19 protein-coding genes and 1 other annotated feature are annotated in these 19,191 nt (G+C 36.3%); of the genes, 12 read left to right on the top strand and 7 right to left on the bottom strand.

All coding sequences use genetic code 11. The features are described 5' to 3' along the window. Positions 1-3: 3 nt before the first annotated feature. Entirely contained in the window at positions 4-1,626 is a 1,623-nt protein-coding gene (locus tag CCC20_RS05565) for an ATP-binding cassette domain-containing protein (RefSeq protein WP_058692590.1), read from the bottom strand. Positions 1,627-1,710: 84 nt separating this feature from the next. Next, entirely contained in the window at positions 1,711-2,583 is an 873-nt protein-coding gene (locus CCC20_RS05560) for a YitT family protein (protein WP_003067016.1), read from the bottom strand. A 224-nt stretch (positions 2,584-2,807) separates the two neighbouring features. Then, positions 2,808-3,010, top strand: a binding site (T-box leader). A 54-nt stretch (positions 3,011-3,064) separates the two neighbouring features. Here CCC20_RS05560 and trpS point away from each other — a divergent pair. The 3 genes from trpS to CCC20_RS05545 all read left to right on the top strand — a co-directional run bounded on the left by trpS (position 3,065) and on the right by CCC20_RS05545 (position 6,933). Beyond that, positions 3,065-4,087, top strand: coding sequence for a tryptophan--tRNA ligase (trpS, locus tag CCC20_RS05555; RefSeq protein ID WP_013852368.1), 1,023 nt, complete (start codon positions 3,065-3,067; stop codon positions 4,085-4,087). Between the two features lie 258 nt (positions 4,088-4,345). Next, on the top strand, positions 4,346-5,827 hold the full coding sequence (gene guaB / locus CCC20_RS05550) for an IMP dehydrogenase (protein ID WP_003067014.1): 1,482 nt from the start codon (positions 4,346-4,348) through the stop codon (positions 5,825-5,827). Positions 5,828-6,066: 239 nt separating this feature from the next. Then, entirely contained in the window at positions 6,067-6,933 is an 867-nt protein-coding gene (locus tag CCC20_RS05545; RefSeq protein WP_058692589.1) for a GRP family sugar transporter, read from the top strand. Positions 6,934-6,994: 61 nt separating this feature from the next. Here the strand turns inward: CCC20_RS05545 and recF are convergent, their stop codons facing one another. Then, positions 6,995-8,089, bottom strand: coding sequence for a DNA replication/repair protein RecF (recF, locus tag CCC20_RS05540; RefSeq protein ID WP_285394584.1), 1,095 nt, complete (start codon positions 8,087-8,089; stop codon positions 6,995-6,997). A 2-nt stretch (positions 8,090-8,091) separates the two neighbouring features. Next, positions 8,092-8,469, bottom strand: a complete 378-nt coding sequence (yaaA, locus tag CCC20_RS05535; protein ID WP_270619764.1) for a S4 domain-containing protein YaaA — start codon at positions 8,467-8,469, stop codon at positions 8,092-8,094. An 88-nt stretch (positions 8,470-8,557) separates the two neighbouring features. On the opposite strand from yaaA, the gene yfmF reads away from it, so the two are divergent. The 9 genes from yfmF (at position 8,558) to CCC20_RS05490 (ending at position 16,660) form a co-directional block, all read left to right on the top strand. Beyond that, positions 8,558-9,802 (top strand): EF-P 5-aminopentanol modification-associated protein YfmF, encoded by a 1,245-nt coding sequence (yfmF, locus tag CCC20_RS05530; RefSeq protein ID WP_041972964.1) that lies wholly within the window; start codon positions 8,558-8,560, stop codon positions 9,800-9,802. Continuing rightward, positions 9,803-11,092 carry an EF-P 5-aminopentanol modification-associated protein YfmH gene (yfmH, locus tag CCC20_RS05525; RefSeq protein ID WP_003067004.1) on the top strand — a complete coding sequence of 430 codons (1,290 nt, stop codon included), beginning with the start codon at positions 9,803-9,805 and terminating at the stop codon, positions 11,090-11,092. It begins immediately after the preceding gene. A 63-nt stretch (positions 11,093-11,155) separates the two neighbouring features. Beyond that, positions 11,156-12,097 (top strand): helix-turn-helix domain-containing protein, encoded by a 942-nt coding sequence (locus tag CCC20_RS05520; RefSeq protein WP_003067002.1) that lies wholly within the window; start codon positions 11,156-11,158, stop codon positions 12,095-12,097. Between the two features lie 8 nt (positions 12,098-12,105). Beyond that, positions 12,106-12,660, top strand: a complete 555-nt coding sequence (gene pgsA, locus CCC20_RS05515) for a CDP-diacylglycerol--glycerol-3-phosphate 3-phosphatidyltransferase (protein ID WP_003066999.1) — start codon at positions 12,106-12,108, stop codon at positions 12,658-12,660. Further along, positions 12,657-13,499, top strand: coding sequence for an energy-coupling factor ABC transporter ATP-binding protein (locus CCC20_RS05510; RefSeq protein ID WP_003066997.1), 843 nt, complete (start codon positions 12,657-12,659; stop codon positions 13,497-13,499). Before pgsA ends, CCC20_RS05510 begins: the two co-directional genes overlap by 4 nt. Continuing rightward, on the top strand, positions 13,475-14,317 hold the full coding sequence (locus CCC20_RS05505; RefSeq protein WP_003066995.1) for an energy-coupling factor ABC transporter ATP-binding protein: 843 nt from the start codon (positions 13,475-13,477) through the stop codon (positions 14,315-14,317). The genes CCC20_RS05510 and CCC20_RS05505 overlap by 25 nt, the downstream gene beginning before the upstream one ends. After that, positions 14,310-15,107 (top strand): energy-coupling factor transporter transmembrane component T family protein, encoded by a 798-nt coding sequence (locus CCC20_RS05500; protein WP_003066993.1) that lies wholly within the window; start codon positions 14,310-14,312, stop codon positions 15,105-15,107. The genes CCC20_RS05505 and CCC20_RS05500 overlap by 8 nt, the downstream gene beginning before the upstream one ends. A 132-nt stretch (positions 15,108-15,239) precedes the next feature. Then, positions 15,240-15,824 carry an aggregation-promoting factor gene (apf, locus tag CCC20_RS05495; protein WP_003066990.1) on the top strand — a complete coding sequence of 195 codons (585 nt, stop codon included), beginning with the start codon at positions 15,240-15,242 and terminating at the stop codon, positions 15,822-15,824. Between the two features lie 206 nt (positions 15,825-16,030). Further along, on the top strand, positions 16,031-16,660 hold the full coding sequence (locus tag CCC20_RS05490) for a transglycosylase SLT domain-containing protein (protein ID WP_003066988.1): 630 nt from the start codon (positions 16,031-16,033) through the stop codon (positions 16,658-16,660). 29 nt (positions 16,661-16,689) lie between these two features. Here the strand turns inward: CCC20_RS05490 and CCC20_RS05485 are convergent, their stop codons facing one another. The 3 genes from CCC20_RS05485 to sdaAB form a co-directional block, all read right to left on the bottom strand. Continuing rightward, positions 16,690-17,325 (bottom strand): HAD hydrolase-like protein, encoded by a 636-nt coding sequence (locus CCC20_RS05485; protein ID WP_003066986.1) that lies wholly within the window; start codon positions 17,323-17,325, stop codon positions 16,690-16,692. A 98-nt stretch (positions 17,326-17,423) separates the two neighbouring features. Next, positions 17,424-18,296, bottom strand: coding sequence for an L-serine ammonia-lyase, iron-sulfur-dependent, subunit alpha (sdaAA, locus tag CCC20_RS05480; RefSeq protein ID WP_003066983.1), 873 nt, complete (start codon positions 18,294-18,296; stop codon positions 17,424-17,426). Between the two features lie 11 nt (positions 18,297-18,307). Continuing rightward, positions 18,308-18,979 (bottom strand): L-serine ammonia-lyase, iron-sulfur-dependent subunit beta, encoded by a 672-nt coding sequence (sdaAB, locus tag CCC20_RS05475; protein ID WP_003066981.1) that lies wholly within the window; start codon positions 18,977-18,979, stop codon positions 18,308-18,310. Between the last annotated feature and the right edge of the window lie 212 nt (positions 18,980-19,191).

The following is a 19,191-nucleotide window of genomic DNA, read 5'->3' as shown; positions in this document are numbered from 1 at the left end:
AAATTAATCTTTCCAGAGTTCTTTAACTTTGGCTTGAACTTCTTCATTTTCAAGAAATTCATCATAAGTTTCATCGATACGGTCAATAACCCCATTTTTTGAGATCACGACAATGTGATTAGCAAGTGTTTGAATAAACTCATGGTCATGACTTGCAAAGATAATAGATTCTTTGAAATCTTTCAGCCCATCATTCAAGCTTGAAATTGATTCCAAGTCTAAGTGGTTTGTTGGATCATCAAGGACAAGAACGTTGGATTTGAGGAGCATCAATTTAGAAAGCATCACGCGCACTTTTTCTCCCCCTGACAATACGCTAACTGATTTGTTAACTTCGTCACCAGAGAAAAGCATGCGTCCAAGGAATCCACGAAGGAATGTGTTATCGTCCTCTTCTTTAGAAGCAAATTGACGAAGCCATTCAAGAATTGATTCACCAGAGGAAAAGTCACGTGAATTATCTTTTGGAAGATAAGAGCGGCTAGTTGTGACCCCCCATTTGATAGTACCTTCGTATTCTATGTCATCCATCAAAGCACGCATAAGAGCTGTTGTTTGAATATCGTTTTGTCCAATGAAAGCTGTTTTATCACCTGGACGTAGGATGAAGCTGATATTATCAAGAACAGTTTCTCCATCAATTTTAACGGATAAATTCTCAACCGTTAAAAGGTCTTTACCAAGTTCGCGTTCTGCTTTGAAGTTGATAAATGGGTATTTACGACTAGAAGGAACAATTTCTTCTAATTCAATTTTATCAAGCATTTTCTTACGAGATGTGGCTTGTTTTGATTTAGAAGCATTGGCAGAGAAACGTGCCACGAATTCTTGTAATTCTTTAATTTTTTCTTCTGCTTTAGCATTGCGGTCTGCTTGTAGGCGAGCAGCAAGCTCAGAAGATTGTTTCCAGAAGTCGTAGTTACCGACGTAAAGTTTGATTTTACCGAAATCAAGGTCAGCCATGTGCGTACATACTTTATTTAAGAAGTGACGGTCATGGGAAACGACAATAACAGTATTTTCAAAGTCAATCAAGAAATCTTCTAACCAAGAAATAGATTGAATATCAAGACCGTTGGTTGGTTCGTCAAGGAGAAGGACGTCAGGTTTACCAAAAAGAGCTTTGGCAAGAAGGACTTTCACTTTATCACCATTGGCTAATTCACTCATGTTTTGGTAATGAAGATCTTCTGGAATGTTTAAGTTTTGAAGTAATTGAGAAGCTTCGCTTTCGGCTTCCCAACCGCCAAGCTCTGCAAATTCGCTTTCTAACTCGGCAGCGCGGACACCATCTTCATCTGAAAAATCAGGTTTCATGTAGATAGCATCTTTTTCTTTCATAATGTTGTAAAGACGTTCATTTCCCATAATAACAACATCAATAGCACGTTCTTCCTCATAGTCAAAGTGATTTTGACGAAGAACTGATAAGCGTTCATTTGGACCAAGGGAAACATGACCTGTTGTTGGTTCAATATCTCCTGCCAAGATTTTTAAAAATGTTGATTTTCCTGCACCATTGGCACCGATTAAACCATAGGTATTTCCAGCTGTAAAGTTGATGTTAACCTCATCAAATAGTTTTCTATCGCTGAAACGTAGTGATACATCAGAAACTGTAAGCAATTTTTCACCTCATAATATTTATCTATAAGCTTCATTGTACATGAAAAAGCCCCAATTTTCAATCAGAGAAAGCGAGGCTTTGCATTACATTGGTAAAATGATGTCTTTTTCGTCAAGTTTATAGTATTTTTTGAGGCTAAATCCACGTCCCATAACTTGTGTAGCAGGCATAACGACGATAAAGGCAGTTTCGTCAATTTTTTGGATATTTTTTTCTAAACGAGGAACTTCTTGACGAGAAACAGTTGTCATTAGCATGGTATGATTTTCACCTGAATAACCACCAGTAACTGGAATTTCAGTGACCCCACGGTCTGCTTTCGTAGAAATATAATGTTTGATTAAATCATTCTTAGGTGAAACAATCATGATATTTCGTGATGAAGTGACCCCAAGTTGCATGCTATTAACGACATAACCAATCGTAATCAATGCAATAATAGAATACATAACTGTGTCAATATCAAAGGCGACAAATCCCATCGCAACACTACAACCATCAACGATTGTCATTGCAACGGCAAGAGGAAGTGGTGTGTATTTATGGAGAATTTGGGTGATAATACCTGTTCCACCTGTTGAAGAATTTCCCCAAAAGACAACCCCTAAACCAAAACCACAAATAATACCTCCAAAAAGCGCAGCTAACAAAGGATTGTCTGTTAAATTTGGCACACCTTCAGTTAGTTTAACAAAAATAGAATAAATCCATGACCCATAAACGGTTTTTACAAATGTCTCTTTCCCTAGGAAAAGCCAGCAAGCTATAAGGAGTGGAAAATTTGAAATCATAACAAAATTCCCAGTATTCCAACCAAATAAAGCTTTCAAACTAACAGCTAAACCAACAACCCCACCAGATGCAATGTGATTCTCTAGGAAAAAACTGTTAAAACCGATAGCAGCAATAAAGGCTCCTACTGTAACGAGCCCAAAATCAATTAATTTTTTCTTCATAATAATCCTCTTCTTTATAACAAACGATTCTATTATTGCAAAGAAGAAGATACTCGTCAAGATTTATGTGAGAGAAAGTTGATTACGATGTATAATTCTCATTTTTTTAATTTTATTAAAAAGGAATTCCCGAAGAAACTGTATAATTATTCTTTCTAAGAAAGCGAGAATTTCCTAGGAAAATAGCTATTAGCTTGACAAAGTTTCTAGAATTTCATAAAATGAAGAAGATTCAGAAGAGTAATGTAGACGCGTACTTTTAGAGAGCTGATGGTGCTGAAAATCAGTAGTACCCTTGCATGAATGGGCTGATATATATAATGGAAAATAATGTTTGCATTTATCTGTGAACTTTTAATAGTGGTAAGAGATGGTAGAAAATTTTCTATCAATTGAGGTGGTACCGCGTATTGAGAACGCCCTCACGTAGTTTATAGCTACGTGGGGGTGTTTTATTTGAAATTAATTTTGAGGTGATAGAATGGTAAAACCAATTATTTTGACAGGTGACCGTCCAACTGGTAAGTTACACTTAGGACACTATGTCGGTAGTTTAAAAAATCGTGTGTTATTGCAAAATGAAGATAAATACGATATGTTTGTTTTCTTGGCAGATCAACAAGCTTTGACAGACCACGCTAAGGAATCTGAAATTATCAGAGAATCAGTTGGAAATGTAGCATTGGACTACTTATCAGTAGGGCTTGATCCAGCGAAATCTACGATTTTCATTCAAAGTCAGATTCCTGAATTAGCTGAATTAACCATGTACTACATGAACTTGGTATCATTGGCACGTTTGGAACGTAATCCTACTGTAAAAACAGAGATTGCACAAAAAGGATTTGGAAGTTCAATTCCAACAGGATTTTTGGTGTATCCAATCTCTCAAGCTGCGGATATTACAGCTTTTAAAGCGAATTATGTGCCAGTTGGAAATGACCAAAAACCAATGATTGAACAAACACGTGAAATCGTTCGCAGTTTCAATCATACTTATAAAACAGATGTTTTGGTTGAGCCAGAAGGTATTTTTCCTGAAAATGAAGCAGCTGGTCGTTTACCAGGGTTAGATGGTAATGCTAAAATGTCTAAATCTCTTGGAAATGGTATTTATTTGTCTGATGATGCTGATACTGTTCGTAAAAAAGTAATGAGCATGTACACAGACCCTAATCATGTTCGTGTCGAAGATCCAGGACAAATTGAAGGAAATATGGTTTTCCATTATCTTGATATTTTTGGACGTGAAGAAGACCAAGTTGAAATTGCAGCCATGAAAGAACACTATCAACGCGGAGGTCTTGGCGATGTCAAAACAAAGCGTTATTTGCTTGATATTCTTGAACGTGAATTGGCACCAATCCGTGAACGTCGCCTAGAATATGCAAAAGACATGGGTGAAGTATTCCGTATGCTTGAAAAAGGAAGTGAAGCAGCGCGTGAAGTTGCTGGTCAAACACTGTCAGAAGTTAAAGCTGCTATGGGAATTAATTACTTCTAAATTAAAGTGAAACTCTAAAGTAACAATTTTTACTTTGGAGTTTTTTATTTTTGTAATTACCATTTAAAATAAATGATAATTACAAAAATATTCAGTCTAATAATGGGTAGAAAATACTATGTTTTTTTAAAAGATAATTTGGAAAAAAATTGAATTTATTTTATTGACAAATGATTCTGGCGTGTTATTATAGTAACAATAAAAAATTAGCTGGGGGGCTGAAAGCCCCTACAAATACATAGAAAAGAGGGTTATTTAATGTCAAATTGGGACACTAAATTTTTGAAAAAAGGTTACACTTTTGATGACGTATTACTTATTCCTGCTGAAAGTCATGTTCTTCCAAATGAAGTTAATATGCAAACAAAACTTGCAAAAAATTTGACATTGAACATTCCTATCGTGACAGCTGCTATGGACACTGTAACTGACAGTAAAATGGCGATTGCAATTGCACGTGCGGGTGGTCTAGGTGTTGTTCATAAAAACATGTCTATTCAAGACCAAGCTGAAGAAATTCGTAAAGTAAAACGCTCAGAAAACGGTGTTATTATTGATCCTTTCTTCTTAACACCAAAACATTCTGTTTCAGAAGCAGAAGAATTGATGCAACGTTATCGTATCAGTGGTGTTCCAATTGTTGAAACTCTTGAAAATCGTGAATTAGTTGGTATCATTACCAACCGTGATATGCGTTTCATTTCAGATTATCACACACCAATCTCTAAACACATGACAAGTGAAAAATTGGTTACAGCTCCTGTTGGAACTGATTTGGAAACTGCTGAACGTATTCTTCATGAACATCGTATTGAAAAACTTCCTCTGGTTGATGAAGCAGGACGTTTGTCAGGTCTTATCACTATCAAAGATATTGAAAAAGTTATTGAATTCCCTAATGCTGCTAAGGACGAATTTGGTCGTCTTTTAGTTGCAGGTGCTGTGGGTGTCACATCAGATACCTTTGAACGTGCTGAAGCACTCTTTGAAGCTGGTGCTGATGCCATTGTTATTGATACTGCACATGGGCATTCAGCAGGTGTTCTTCGTAAAATTGCTGAAATTCGTCAACACTTCCCAGAACGTACGTTGATTGCTGGTAATGTCGCTACTGCAGAAGGAGCTCGTGCGCTTTACGAAGCTGGTGTTGATGTTGTTAAAGTCGGAATTGGTCCTGGTTCAATCTGTACAACACGTGTCGTAGCAGGCGTTGGTGTTCCTCAAATTACAGCTATTTATGATGCGGCAGCTGTTGCACGTGAATATGGCAAAACAATTATTGCTGATGGTGGTATCAAATATTCAGGTGATATTGTTAAAGCCTTAGCAGCAGGTGGTAATGCTGTAATGCTTGGTTCTATGTTTGCTGGTACAGATGAAGCACCAGGTGAAACTGAAATTTACCAAGGTCGTAAATTTAAAACATACCGTGGTATGGGATCAATTGCAGCTATGAAAAAAGGATCAAGCGATCGTTACTTCCAAGGCTCAGTCAATGAAGCTAACAAACTTGTTCCAGAAGGAATTGAGGGGCGTGTAGCTTACAAAGGTGCTGCAGCTGATATCGTCTTCCAAATGCTTGGTGGTATTCGCGCTGGTATGGGATATGTTGGAGCTGAGGATATTTTAGCACTGCACGAAAAAGCTCAATTTGTTGAGATGTCAGGCGCTGGTTTAATTGAAAGCCACCCGCACGATGTTCAAATCACAAATGAAGCACCAAACTATTCCGTACATTAATTTCTAAAATATTTAATTAAGAAAATCTCTGATAGGGCTTATGCTTGTCAGGGATTTTTTGATAGCCTTTACAAAGTGATAGTAATTGTGGTAGAATATAAAGCTGTGTTCGTTTTAAAAATGAAAATTTCTTTTATTTTTCTGAAAAACGTTTTCACACAAAATAAACGATTATTTTTATATTTACAATATTGTAAATAATGTTTACTTAATTGTAAAAATATTGTAAAGGAGAAAAAATGCAAGGTATTTTATATGCATTGATTCCCATGGTTGCGTGGGGAAGTATTGGTTTTGTCAGCAATAAAATTGGTGGTAAACCAGATCAACAAACATTAGGAATGACTATTGGAGCGCTTCTATTTGCTTTTGTTGTTTGGCTATTTGTCCAACCCGAAATGTCAGTATCACTCTGGGGATTTGGAATTATTGGTGGTATGCTTTGGTCTATGGGGCAAAATGGTCAATTCCGTGCTATGCAATACATGGGTGTTTCTGTGGGGAATCCATTATCAAGTGGTGCTCAATTAGTTTTCGGTAGTTTAATTGGAGCTATCGTCTTTGGTGAGTGGAGTAAACCTGTTCAGTATACTCTTGGTATTATTGCTTTACTTTTGCTTGTCATTGGTTTTTATTTTACAAGTAGACAAGATGCTGAAAAAGTTGAAACGAGTGAATTGACCGATTTTGGGAAAGGTTTCCGTGCTTTAACTTATTCTACTGTTGGTTACCTTTCTTACACAATCTTATTCAACAACATCATGAAATTTGATGCGTTGGCAGTTATCTTCCCAATGGCTGTTGGTATGGTTATTGGTGCAATGATGTTCATGAAATTCAACGTTAAATTTGAAACAGTTGTTATCAAAAATGCTATCGTTGGTTTGATGTGGGGTGTTGGTAATATCTTCATGCTATTAGCTGCTGCTAAAGCTGGTTTAGCTATTGCTTTTAGCTTCTCACAATTAGGTGTTGTTATTTCTATCATGGGTGGTATTCTTTTCCTTGGTGAAACAAAAACACGTAAAGAAACACGTTGGTTGGCAATTGGTATTGCTTGTTTTGTTCTTGGTGCTGTTTTACTAGGAGTTGTCAAGTCTTATTAATCGTTGACAATATTGTCAACTTATCTGTAAACATAACAAAAAGCTGGCAAACGCCAGCTTTTTAATTTTCTTGAATGTTACCTTGATTAACTGTAAAGATTTTTAACTCGTCCGGAAGCTGTGATAGGTGGTCGAGGCTTGTTGTTGTAATGAAAGTTTGAACGTTTTTATCAATAATCATTTTTAAGAGTTCGGTTTGTCTGTAATTATCAAGCTCGCTCATGACATCATCTAAAAGCAAAATAGGATAATCACCAGTTACTGTTCTTATTAACTCAATTTCAGCCATTTTTAGTGATAAGATTAAGCTACGGTGCTGACCTTGGCTGCCAAAATTTGCTGGCATATCATTGATGAAAAATTCCAAATCATCGCGGTGAGGACCAACACTTGTATTTTTTTTGAAAATATCACGCTGATGATTTTTCTGTAAAGCTTTTAAGAAGTTTGGCTTAATGCCATCCTTTTCTTGGAAGGAAACAGATGACAGATAATGGATACTAAGATGTTCAATGCCGTTTGAAATGGCATAATGATAGCGGTCGGCTTCTTTTTCTAAATTAGAAATGAAATCTAAACGATGTTCCATGACACGGCTACCAAAATCAGCTAATTGCTCATCAAGCACAGCTAAAAAATCAGTATCAACTTTTTCAGCCGTTTTAAGATAAGTATTACGCTGTTTTAGCACGTGATTATAATTAGACAAATCAGCTAAATAAATCGGCTTTATTTGCCCTAAATCAATGTCAATAAATTTTCGACGAAGGCTTGGAGCGCCTTTGATGAGTTGTAAATCTTCAGGTGCAAAAAGAACAACGGTCATTACACCAATATAGTCTGATAACTTAGCTTGTTTTAGATGATTAACTTTTGTAACACGTCCCTTACTTGAAAGACTAATATCTAAAGGAACAGTACCACTTGAACGTTGTAAAATACCAGAAACCAGAAGTTCTTTGGCATCAAAATGAATCAACTCTTTGTCTGTTCGTGTGCGGTGGCTGCGGGTAAGAGCAAGGAAATAAATTGCTTCTAAGAAATTTGTTTTTCCTTGGGCATTTTTTCCGATGAAAACATTAAGTCCAGGAGAAAATTCAAGCTTACTAGTCAGATAGTTACGATAATTTTTTAACGTTATTTTTTGAATCCACATGCTTAAGTTCCTGGGAAACGAACGGGTTTACGTTCAGTTGTTTGTTTTGTTTTTCCTTGATTTTGTTTTTTAACTTTTTTATTTTTCTGATTGAGCTCTTTGACAATGGCAGCGACACGTTCTTTTTCAACAATTGCTTCTAGGTGCTCTTGTTTTTCAGCTGATGTTGGTTCGACAATCTGAATCTCAACATTTTCTTCGGGAATGGTGATGGTATCGCCGATACGAATTTTTTTGCCACGACGTTTTTCATCTTGACCATTAAAAAGAACAGTTGTTTCTGCTAAATACCCTTTTATAGCCCCACCACTTTGGATAATACCAAGTTCTTTTAGTAATGCTTGTAATGTGATATAGTCATCAAATAATTTGTATTCCATTGTTTTCTCCATTTTATAATTCAAGTAATTATAACATAAACGTGGTATAATTTTAGCTAATAATGTGTTTTTTAGTAAGGAATTTGCAATGAAATTAGTTGAGGGTGTTGAATTACATCTTATCAAAAGTGAAAAATTTAAAATGAATCACCTAACTTTTCGTTTTTCTGGTGACTTTAGTCAAAAGACGGTTGCGCGACGTGTTTTAGTCGCGCAAATTTTAGCGACAGCCAATGCGGAATATCCAACAGCTCAGCGTTTTAGAGAGCGTTTAGCTAGTCTTTATGGTGCAACGTTGTCAACCAAAGTGTCAACCAAGGGACTAGTCCATATCGTTGACATTGAGTTGGCTTTTATAAAAAATCAATTTGTAATGACAGATGAAAATCTGTTGGAAGAAATGATTGATTTTCTTTACCAAAATTTATTTTCTCCACTTGTGACGGTTGAGCAGTATCAGTCTAAACTTTTTAATATCGAGCAGACCAATTTGATTAATTATTTGAACGCTGATAAAGACGATAGTTTTTATAGCAGTGAGTTGGGGCTTAGGAAACTTTTTTATGAAGATTCTGCTTTTCAAACTTCAAAATATGGAACAGCTGAATTAGTAGCTACTGAAAATTCTTACACGGCTTTTCAGGAATTTCAGAAAATGTTGCGGGAAGACCGTTTAGACATCTTTTTATTAGGTGAGTTTGATGATTATCGTATGCTACAGTTGTTTAATCGTTTTCCATTTGAAGAACGTCATAAAGATTTAATATTTGACTACCAACAAGAATTCACAAATGTTATTAGACAACAATTTGAAACAAAAGATGTTAATCAATCAGTTTTACAGCTAGGCTATCATTTTCCAATACGTTATCAAGATGAAGAATACTTTACACTACTAGTCTTTAATGGGCTGTTTGGAGGTTTTGCTCATTCTCGTCTGTTTACAGAATTACGTGAGAAAGAAGGCTTGGCATATACCATAGGAAGTCAATTCGATATTTACACAGGTTTACTGAATGTTTACGCTGGAATTGATAAGAAAAACCGAAATAAAACACTTCAATTAATCAATAAACAATTTTCGGATATTAAGATGGGGCGCTTCTCTGAATCACTTTTAAAACAAACGAAAAAAATGTTGAAGGTTAATTTAAAATTGGCTTGTGATTCCCCAAGAGTAATCATTGAACGTGACTACAATCATCAGTATCTTACAGGTGATTTTAGTGTTGATAAGATGATTGACAAAATTGACAATGTTAGTAAAGAAGATGTTTTAAGATTCACAAGAAAAGTAAAATTACAGGCGCTTTATTTTTTGGAGGGAAAATAAATGACGGAATTAAAGGAGCAAATTTTTTCAGAAATAAATGAAAAAATTTACTCGGCTGAGTTAGAAAATGGATTGAAAATTTTTTTGATTCCAAAACAAGATTTTCAAGAAAGTTGTGGAATGATGATTGTAAATTTTGGCTCTCTTGACACAAAGTTTACATATGATGGACAGCCCAAAGAATACAACGAGGGGATTGCTCATTTTTTAGAGCATAAATTGTTTGAATTGGAAGATGGTCAGGATGTTGCGGAGCTATTTACTAATGCGGGAGCAAATAGTAATGCCTTTACAACATTTGACAAGACTTGCTACTATTTTTCTGCGGTTGACAACCTAGAAGAAAATGTGACACTTCTTCAGCAGTTTATATCAGAAACCTCCTTTACAGAAGCCTCTATTACGCGTGAAAAAGATATTATTGATCAAGAAATTGACATGTATCAAGATGATGCAGACTACCGTCTCTATCAAGGAATTCTTGAAAATTTATATCCTAACACTGCCCTTGCTCAAGATATTGCTGGCACGCAAGAAAGTATTGAAAATATTTCGGTGGCAGATTTAAAAGAGAATCACAGTATTTTCTACTCTCCACAGGAAATGACATTGTTGCTTGTTGGAAATTTCGATAAGGACTTGCTATTTAATCAAATCAAAAAAGAGCAAAAAGAAAAGGCAAGTAAAAAACACGTTGTTAAGCGACAAGGTTTGGTGTATGAGCAGGTAGTGCCGAAAAAGAATATTCAAATGGATGTCACTCAACCTAAATTGGCAATTGGTTATAGAGGAGCACAGTTGCCCAAGGGAACTTCAAGTTTACGTCAAGAATTGGCGTTGCGATTATTCTTTACCATGTTGCTTGGCTGGACATCAAAACGTTATCAGCAGCTTTATGAAAGTGGACAGATTGATGACTCTTTTGATTTTGAAATTGAAGTTTGTCCAGATTTTCAGTTTTTGATTATTTCTTTAGATACTTTGGAACCAATTGCGATGGCAAATAATATCTGTCAATATTTGAATAAAGTATCCCAATCAAGCAATTTGGATGACTTATCAGAAAAACACTTTGAAATTGTCAAAAAGGAACTGTATGGAGATTTCTTCAAAAGTTTAGATTCTATTGATAACTTATCAGCACAATTTATTAATCATTTATCAGCAAATGAAACTTATTTAGATGTTCCAAAAATATTAGCAACGTTGGGTTTTGCAGAAGTCTTGAAAATCGGTAATGATTTCTTAGCACATGCTGATGCAACAGAATTCACAATCTTACCAAAATAAATCGAAATACTTTCTAAAATTTGCTATAATAGACTTGATTACATTTTATTAAAGGAAAACCGCATGAGAGAACAAACGATTGGTGAGATTTTAAGAGAAGCTCGGGTGGCAAAACACCTGACATTAGAAGATGTTGAAGAAAAAGCAGCGATTCCTTCGCCACATCTTTTGGCTTTGGAGCTTGAACAATTTAAATTAATCCCTAAGGATAAGGTTGAAACTTACCTACAACAATATGGCGAAGCTGTTGAGCTTGACACTGCTGATTTGTTGGAAAAATATCATGAGCAAGAAGTTGGTTCATCAGATGAGGAGCAAGAAGAGCATGTAGTAGAATCTACTACTAATATTGAGAGCATTGTGAAAACACCACAAGATGAAACAATTAGCATTGCAAAATCAGTTAGCGATGATAGTATCATTATTGGTTCACGCTCAAGCCGCTACAAAGGAAAGGAAAAAACAAATTCTTATCTTCCGATTGTGATGCTTTGTTTGGTAGCCTTGGGAATTTTAGCTTTTGTTTCTTTCGTGACTTGGAATCAATTACAAAGTGATAGCAAGAATGCAAGTACAAGCTACTCCGTTGTTCATAGTAGTAGTGCAACAACGACAGACTCAACATCCTCAGAAAGTGCTTCTTCAACAAGTGAGTCATCATCTTCTAAGGAAGATACTTCTTTGAAAATGTCCACTGAAGGAAGTGGTAACAGCTTGACGGTAAATTTGTCAAATGTGACAGATAGTTTAACTGTTGAAATTAGCTTATCTGGTGCAAACAGTAGTTGGGTATCTGTGACAAATTCAGAATCTAATGACTCTGGGACGCTTCTTTCATCAACTGGAACAACAAGTTACACTGCAGTGCTTCCTTCTGGAACAACAAGTTCTTTAATTACTTTGGGGGTTACTGAAGGTGTGACAGTAACCATTGATGGACAAGAAGTTGATACTTCTGCATTAACAAGTACAGCACTAAGTTATATTACAATTAATATTCAGTAGGTAGAAAAATGAAAATCGATTTTACAAAAAAAGAAAACATTCCTAATTTATTAACATTAGGACGTATTGTGATGATTCCGCTCTTCATTCTCATCCTTTGTTTCTGGAAGAGTTCGACAGGACATGTTGTTGCTGCAATTGTTTTTGCATTGGCAAGCATTACAGACTATTTAGATGGTTATCTTGCAAGAAAGTGGAAAGTTGTTACTAACTTTGGTAAATTCGCTGACCCATTAGCTGATAAAATGTTGGTAATGACAGCATTTATTATGCTTGTTGAATTAAAAATGGTTCCTGCTTGGATTGCTGCTATCATTATTTGTCGTGAATTAGCTGTTACAGGACTTCGTCTTTTACTTGTTGAAAATGGTGGAACAGTCTTAGCAGCTGCTATGCCTGGAAAAATCAAAACATTTACACAAATGTTTTCAATTATTTTCTTACTATGCCACCTTTCAATCATTGGTACACTCTTGCTTTATGTAGCATTGATTTTTACTGCTTATTCAGGATATGATTACTTTAAGGGGGCAGGATTCCTTTTTAAGGATACATTTAAATGACATTGAATAGCATTGACGTTAAACATTTAAAATTCAAATATGATGACAATCAGGATAATTACACCTTGGATGACTTATCGTTTCACGTGAAACAAAGTGAATGGTTGTCTATTATTGGGCACAATGGTTCAGGAAAATCAACAACAGTTCGTTTGATTGATGGGCTATTAGCCGCTGAATCAGGTGATATTTTTGTTGAAAACGAACTTTTAACGGAAGACAATGTATGGAACATTCGTCAGAAGATTGGAATGGTTTTTCAGAATCCGGATAATCAATTCGTTGGAGCAACTGTTGAAGATGATGTCGCCTTTGGACTTGAAAATAAAGGAATTCCTCTTGAGGAAATGCAGTCACGTGTTAAAGAGGCACTTCAATTGGTTGGAATGTCTGACTTTGCTGACCGTGAGCCGTCACGTCTTTCTGGTGGACAAAAACAACGTGTTGCGATTGCTGGAGCAATTGCTATGCGTCCCAATATTATTATTTTGGATGAGGCAACAAGTATGCTGGATCCAGAGGGACGTTTAGAATTAATTCAGACGATAAAAGAGATTCGTGATCAGTATAATATGACGGTTATTTCTATCACTCATGACCTAGATGAAGTTGCGTTGAGTGACCGTGTGTTAGTTATGAAAAGAGGAAAAGTTGAGTCCAGCTCAACACCGCGAGAACTCTTTGCTAGAGGAGAAGAATTATTGACGTTAGGACTAGATATTCCTTTTTCAGCCAATCTTATCTCTACTTTAAAAAATAAAGGGTTTGAATTTACAGCGAATTATCTTACGGAAAAGGAATTAGAAGATCAGTTATGGGAATTACTCTTGAAAGCGTAAACTATACTTATCAAGCGGGGACACCTTTTGAAGGGCGTGCCCTTTTTGACATTAATCTTAGTATTAAAGAGGGGTCTTATACTGCTTTTATCGGACATACTGGATCAGGTAAGTCAACGATTATGCAGCTGTTAAACGGGCTTAATGTGCCTACGGAGGGCGCCGTTATCGTAGATGATATAAAAATTACAGCTGACTCTAAAAATAAAGACATCAAACCTGTGCGTAAAAAAGTAGGACTTGTTTTTCAATTTCCTGAAAGCCAACTTTTTGAGGAGACTGTTCTTAAAGATGTCGCTTTTGGTCCACAAAATTTTGGTGTTTCCATAGAAGAAGCTGAACAATTAGCGCGTGAAAAACTAGCTATGGTTGGCATTAGTGAGGAATTTTTTGAAAAAAATCCATTTGAATTATCAGGTGGTCAAATGCGCCGTGTTGCGATTGCTGGTATTTTAGCCATGGAACCAGAGGTGCTAGTCTTAGATGAGCCAACAGCAGGCTTAGACCCTAAAGGACGTCGTGAGCTTATGAGTTTATTTAAGGAATTGAATCAAAATGGTATGACGATCGTTTTAGTAACTCACTTGATGGATGATGTTGCTAACTATGCAGATTATGTCAATGTCCTTGAAAGTGGAAAATTAGTTCGTTCTGGTTATCCTAAAGAGGTTTTTCAGGATGTTGATTTTCTTGAAAGCAAACAGCTTGGTGTGCCTAAAATCACCAAATTTGCTCAGCAGCTTGTCAAACGTGGTTTACAGCTAGAAAGTTTACCAATTACTATAGAAGAATTTGCAGAGGTGGTGAAACATGGATAAATTAATACTCGGACGTTATGTTCCAGGAAAATCTTTGATTCATCACCTAGATCCACGTAGCAAACTTTTAGCAATGATTTTGTACATTGTTATTGTTTTCTGGGCTAATAATGTGGTGACAAACATTATTATGGTTGCATTTACCTTGATAGTTGTTTTGCTATCAAAGATTAAGTTGAGCTTTTTCTTAAAAGGTGTTCGGCCAATGATTGGTATTATTTTATTCACGACTTTGTTTCAAATGTTTTTTACACAAGGTGGTCAAACCTATTTTCAATTTGCTTTTCTTAAAATAACAAGCTACGGTTTTAGCCAAGCAGTTTTGATTTTTATGCGTTTTGTATTAATCATCTTCTTTTCAACGTTGCTGACTTTGACAACAACACCGTTAAGCCTTGCAGACGCTGTAGAATCGCTTCTAAAGCCATTTGTTCGTTTTAAGGTGCCTGCACATGAAATTGGTTTAATGCTCTCACTAAGCCTGCGATTTGTTCCTACGTTGATGGATGACACGACACGTATTATGAAGGCACAGCGAGCGCGTGGTGTGGATTTTGGAGAAGGAAATCTGATTCAAAAGGTAAAATCAATCATTCCAATTCTTATTCCACTTTTTGCATCGAGTTTTAAACGAGCAGATGCTCTTGCTCTTGCTATGGAAGCACGTGGCTACCAAGGTGGAGATGGACGAACTAAGTACCGAGTTTTGCAATGGCACCTAAAAGATACTTTGGTTTTAATAGTGTTAGTTATTTTAGGAATTTTGCTATTTTGGCTTAAGAAAAGCTAAAACCCACTATTTGTATGCGCTTTCTTTATGTTAACACAATCTAATTGTAATAATTTTAATAAAAGACTAAAGTTCAGGTAACATTAACCCTGTATTATATATCCTATACTAATTTGTAAAAAGGAGCATATAATGCAAAAAAATACTTTAAAAAGTAAATCGAAAGCTATTAAGTTAGGAGTTGCTAGCGCAGCTTTTGCAGCAGCACTGATTGCCCCAGCAGTTGCTAATGCAGATTCTTACACAGTTAAATCAGGTGATACTCTTTCTGAAATTGCCTCAACTTACAATACGACAGTTGAACAATTATCATCCTTAAACGGTATCTCTAACGTTGACTTCATTACTGTTGGTCAAATCTTAGAATTGGATTCAACAGCTTCAACAACAGAAACTACAACTTCAGCAGCTACTACTGATGATTCATCATCAGCAACATCTGCCGCTGAAAGTACAGATACAACTACTACAAGTTATTCATCAAACTTGAGCTCATCAGATGCAGCTGCTAAAGAAACAATCGCACAACGCGAATCAAGTGGTAGCTACACAGCTCAAAATGGTCAATACTACGGACGTTACCAATTAACGATTTCTTACTTGAATGGTGACTTATCAGCTGAAAACCAAGAACGTGTTGCAGATGCATACGTTGCAAGCCGTTATGGTTCATGGTCAGCTGCCCTTGCCTTCTGGAATGCAAATGGTTGGTATTAAGATTTTAGATAATTAGTTAAAAAGATTTGAGAGTTTCTCTCAAATCTTTTTTGTTTGCTCAAAATGGCTTTAAAACAGTATTTTTTAGGAAAATTAGGGTAAGTTTCAATGTTTTTGTAACATTTTTAACATATTTTCAATCTCCGAGTAACAATTAAATTATATGATAGAAAAAGGAGTTTTAGAGAGGTATATAGTTTATATTTATGTATAGTAGGATTGCTAAAGCAAAACAAAGAAAAATAAGAAATATTATCGTTAGTGTGCTCGGAGCAACTTTGAGCTTGGCTATGATTATTTTACTTATTCCTAAAATAGAATTATTCTCAGATACGTTTACAACACGTGCTGAGGCAGAAGTTGTAAAAGCAACATCTACAAGTTTTTCATCGACTTTAAACGAAACATCAATAAGCACGATATCATCTGAATCTAGTTCGGTAGAAGTCAGTGAAGTGTCTGAAGAACCTGCTATCGAAGAAGTTTATACAGAATCAGAAGAGCCGGTTGGTGAAGAGACAACTGTTACAGAGTCAGCTGTTTATATGACAGATTCAGAAGTAGCTGATACAACAACATCAAATGGAAACACTGCTGGTACTGTCGGTACAGCAGCTGCAGCGCAAATGGCAGCGGCAACAGGTGTTCCTCAATCAACTTGGGAAGCAATTATTGCACGCGAATCTAACGGTGATCCAAATGTGACAAATGCTTCTGGGGCATCAGGGTTATTCCAAACAATGCCTGGTTGGGGATCAACAGCAACTGTTCAAGATCAGATTACGGCTGCTATAAACGCCTATAATGCTCAAGGGTTATCTGCTTGGGGTTATTAAGCTAAATAAAAAGGAAAGCACTAATCATCTTATAGTGATGATAGTGCTTTTTTAATGTCCTGTGGATGATGACAGATTATTTCAGCACCATATTCTTGTAAACTTTCAGCAGAACCAAAGCCCCAAGTAATACCAAGCCTTCTAATACCTGTTTTCTGACCACCAATCATATCAAATTTTGTATCACCGATGATGACAGCTTCGGCTGCTTTGATTCCTTGTTCTGTAAGACAAGCGTTAATCACATCTGCTTTGTGAAAATGTTCAGGAGTTGAACCATAAACTTGCTTAAAGTTTGAAATGACACCAAGCTCGGTTAACATTAGTCTTGCCATTGGTTCATGTTTACTTGTTGTGACATAGAGAGAGTAGCCTGACTTATTTAATTCTTTTAGTAGGTCGGAAATACCAGCATAAAGCGAAACTTGATGAACACCTTTAGCGTTGTAGTATTCTCTAAAAGTTTTTATTGCATGGTCAATATCAGCTTTCTCAGTGAAATAATTAGCAAAGGTAACTTCTAAGGGTGGACCGATGAATGTTGACAATTGCTTGTCAGTCTGTAAAGGTAACTGTAATCTTTCAAAAGCGTAATTAAATGCTGCTTTGATTCCTGGACTGGAATTTACCAAGGTTCCGTCGAGGTCAAACAAGATAGATTTCATATTTACTCTCCTGTAAAATAGTGTCAAGTTTCATTGACGATTTTGTCAATATCGAATGTTTTGCTACTATAGTATTAAAATACTAAATGCTTAGCAAACTATTCTCCAAAAATTTGAGTTTGTAATCGTCGTCCTGTTGGTGTGGCAGCTAAGCCACCTTCGGCAGTTTCACGAAAGGCAGTTGGCAGACTTGCTCCAACTTGATACATAGCATCAACAACTTCGTCAACTGGAATTTGAGATTCAATGCCAGCAAGTGCCATGTCAGCAGCCACAAGTGCAAAACTTGAACCAAGAGCATTACGTTTAACACATGGGACTTCAACAAGCCCTGCAACAGGGTCACAGATAAGCCCAAGCATATTTTTGATAACAAAAGCAACTGCTTGGCTGGCTTGGAAAGCAGAGCCACCAGCAGCCTTAACCAAAGCTGCGGCACTCATTGCAGAAGCAGAGCCAACTTCAGCTTGACAGCCACCTTCAGCGCCAGAGATTGAAGCATTATTTCCAATAACGAGTCCAAAAGCACCAGCAGTGAATAAAAAGTTCAACTGTTCTTCTTCAGAAAGTTTTAATTTGTCAATAGCAGTTGTCAGAACGGCAGGTAAACAACCAGCAGAGCCAGCTGTTGGTGTAGCACAAACAAGTCCCATTTTGGCATTCAGTTCATTGACAGCAATGGCATTGCGGACAGCGGTCAAGATAGTGGTATCTGACAAAGTCTTACCCGATTTAAGGTAGGTGTCCATTTTGACGGCGTCTCCACCAGTTAGACCACTAATTGATTTACTAGGTGTTAGTCCGTCAGTAACAGAATTTTTCATGACTTGAAGGTTTTTCGTCATGATGTGAATGATTTCGTCACGGCTACGTCCACTTAATTCCATTTCGGTGGCAATCATCAGTTCAGCAATATTACCGTTAAAATCTTTATCGGCTTGCTCAACCAATTCTTTAATAGAATAAAACATTCTTTTCCTTTCTAATCAAAGAAATTAACATTGTGCAAATGTGGAATTTGTTGAATCTGTTCAACAGCTTTGTGACAATCACGAGAGTCAACTTCGATAATCATGATTGCTTTTTCACCAGCACGTTCCCGAGTCACATTCATTTGGGCGATATTGATATTATGTTCAGACAGAATATCTGTTACTTTAGCAATCATTCCAGGAATGTCTTGGTGAACAATAATTAAAGTTGGTGTATTCATTTTCAGCGATACAGAGAAACCATTTAGTTCAGTTACCTCAATATTTCCTCCGCCGATTGATACGCCAGTAATACTCATGCTTTTGTCACCTTTTTCAACGGTAATTTTAGCGGTATTTGGATGTGGAGCGTTACTATCTTTAAGAATATCCCAATAAATGCGAACCCCTTTCTGGTGAGCGATTTCTAATGAATTTTTGATGTCAGGATTGTCAGTATCCATACCAAGGATACCTGCAACGAGGGCTTTGTCAGTTCCATGGCCACGGTAAGTCTTAGCAAATGAATTGTACAAATGAAAGGTTACGGAATCGGGAATTTCTCCGAAAATAGAGTTAACAATTTTTCCAATACGAACAGCCCCAGCCGTATGGCTACTAGACGGACCAATCATCACGGGACCGATGATGTCGAATACGGATTGGAATTTTAGATTTTTCATATCTACTCCTTTAAGAATCTATGCTTACTTATTATAACAGAGGAAGGCAAAAGGGTAAATGAGAAAAAGCATTAGAATTAAGTGTAAAAGACTTACATAAATAAAATTTCGTGTTATAATAGTTTTCGCGTGGTTTCATGCATTCAAAATCGACCTTCAAATCGATTTTTGAAAAACTAGGCCCTTCAAGCCTATGTTCGAAAAAAATATCT

Origin of the sequence: Streptococcus sp. LMAG:39, assembly GCF_008680485.1 — a bacterium.
GTDB lineage: Bacteria > Bacillota > Bacilli > Lactobacillales > Streptococcaceae > Streptococcus > Streptococcus pasteurianus.
The sequence above is the reverse complement of the archived record's forward strand: the minus strand, read 5'-3'. Positions and strand labels throughout refer to the sequence as shown.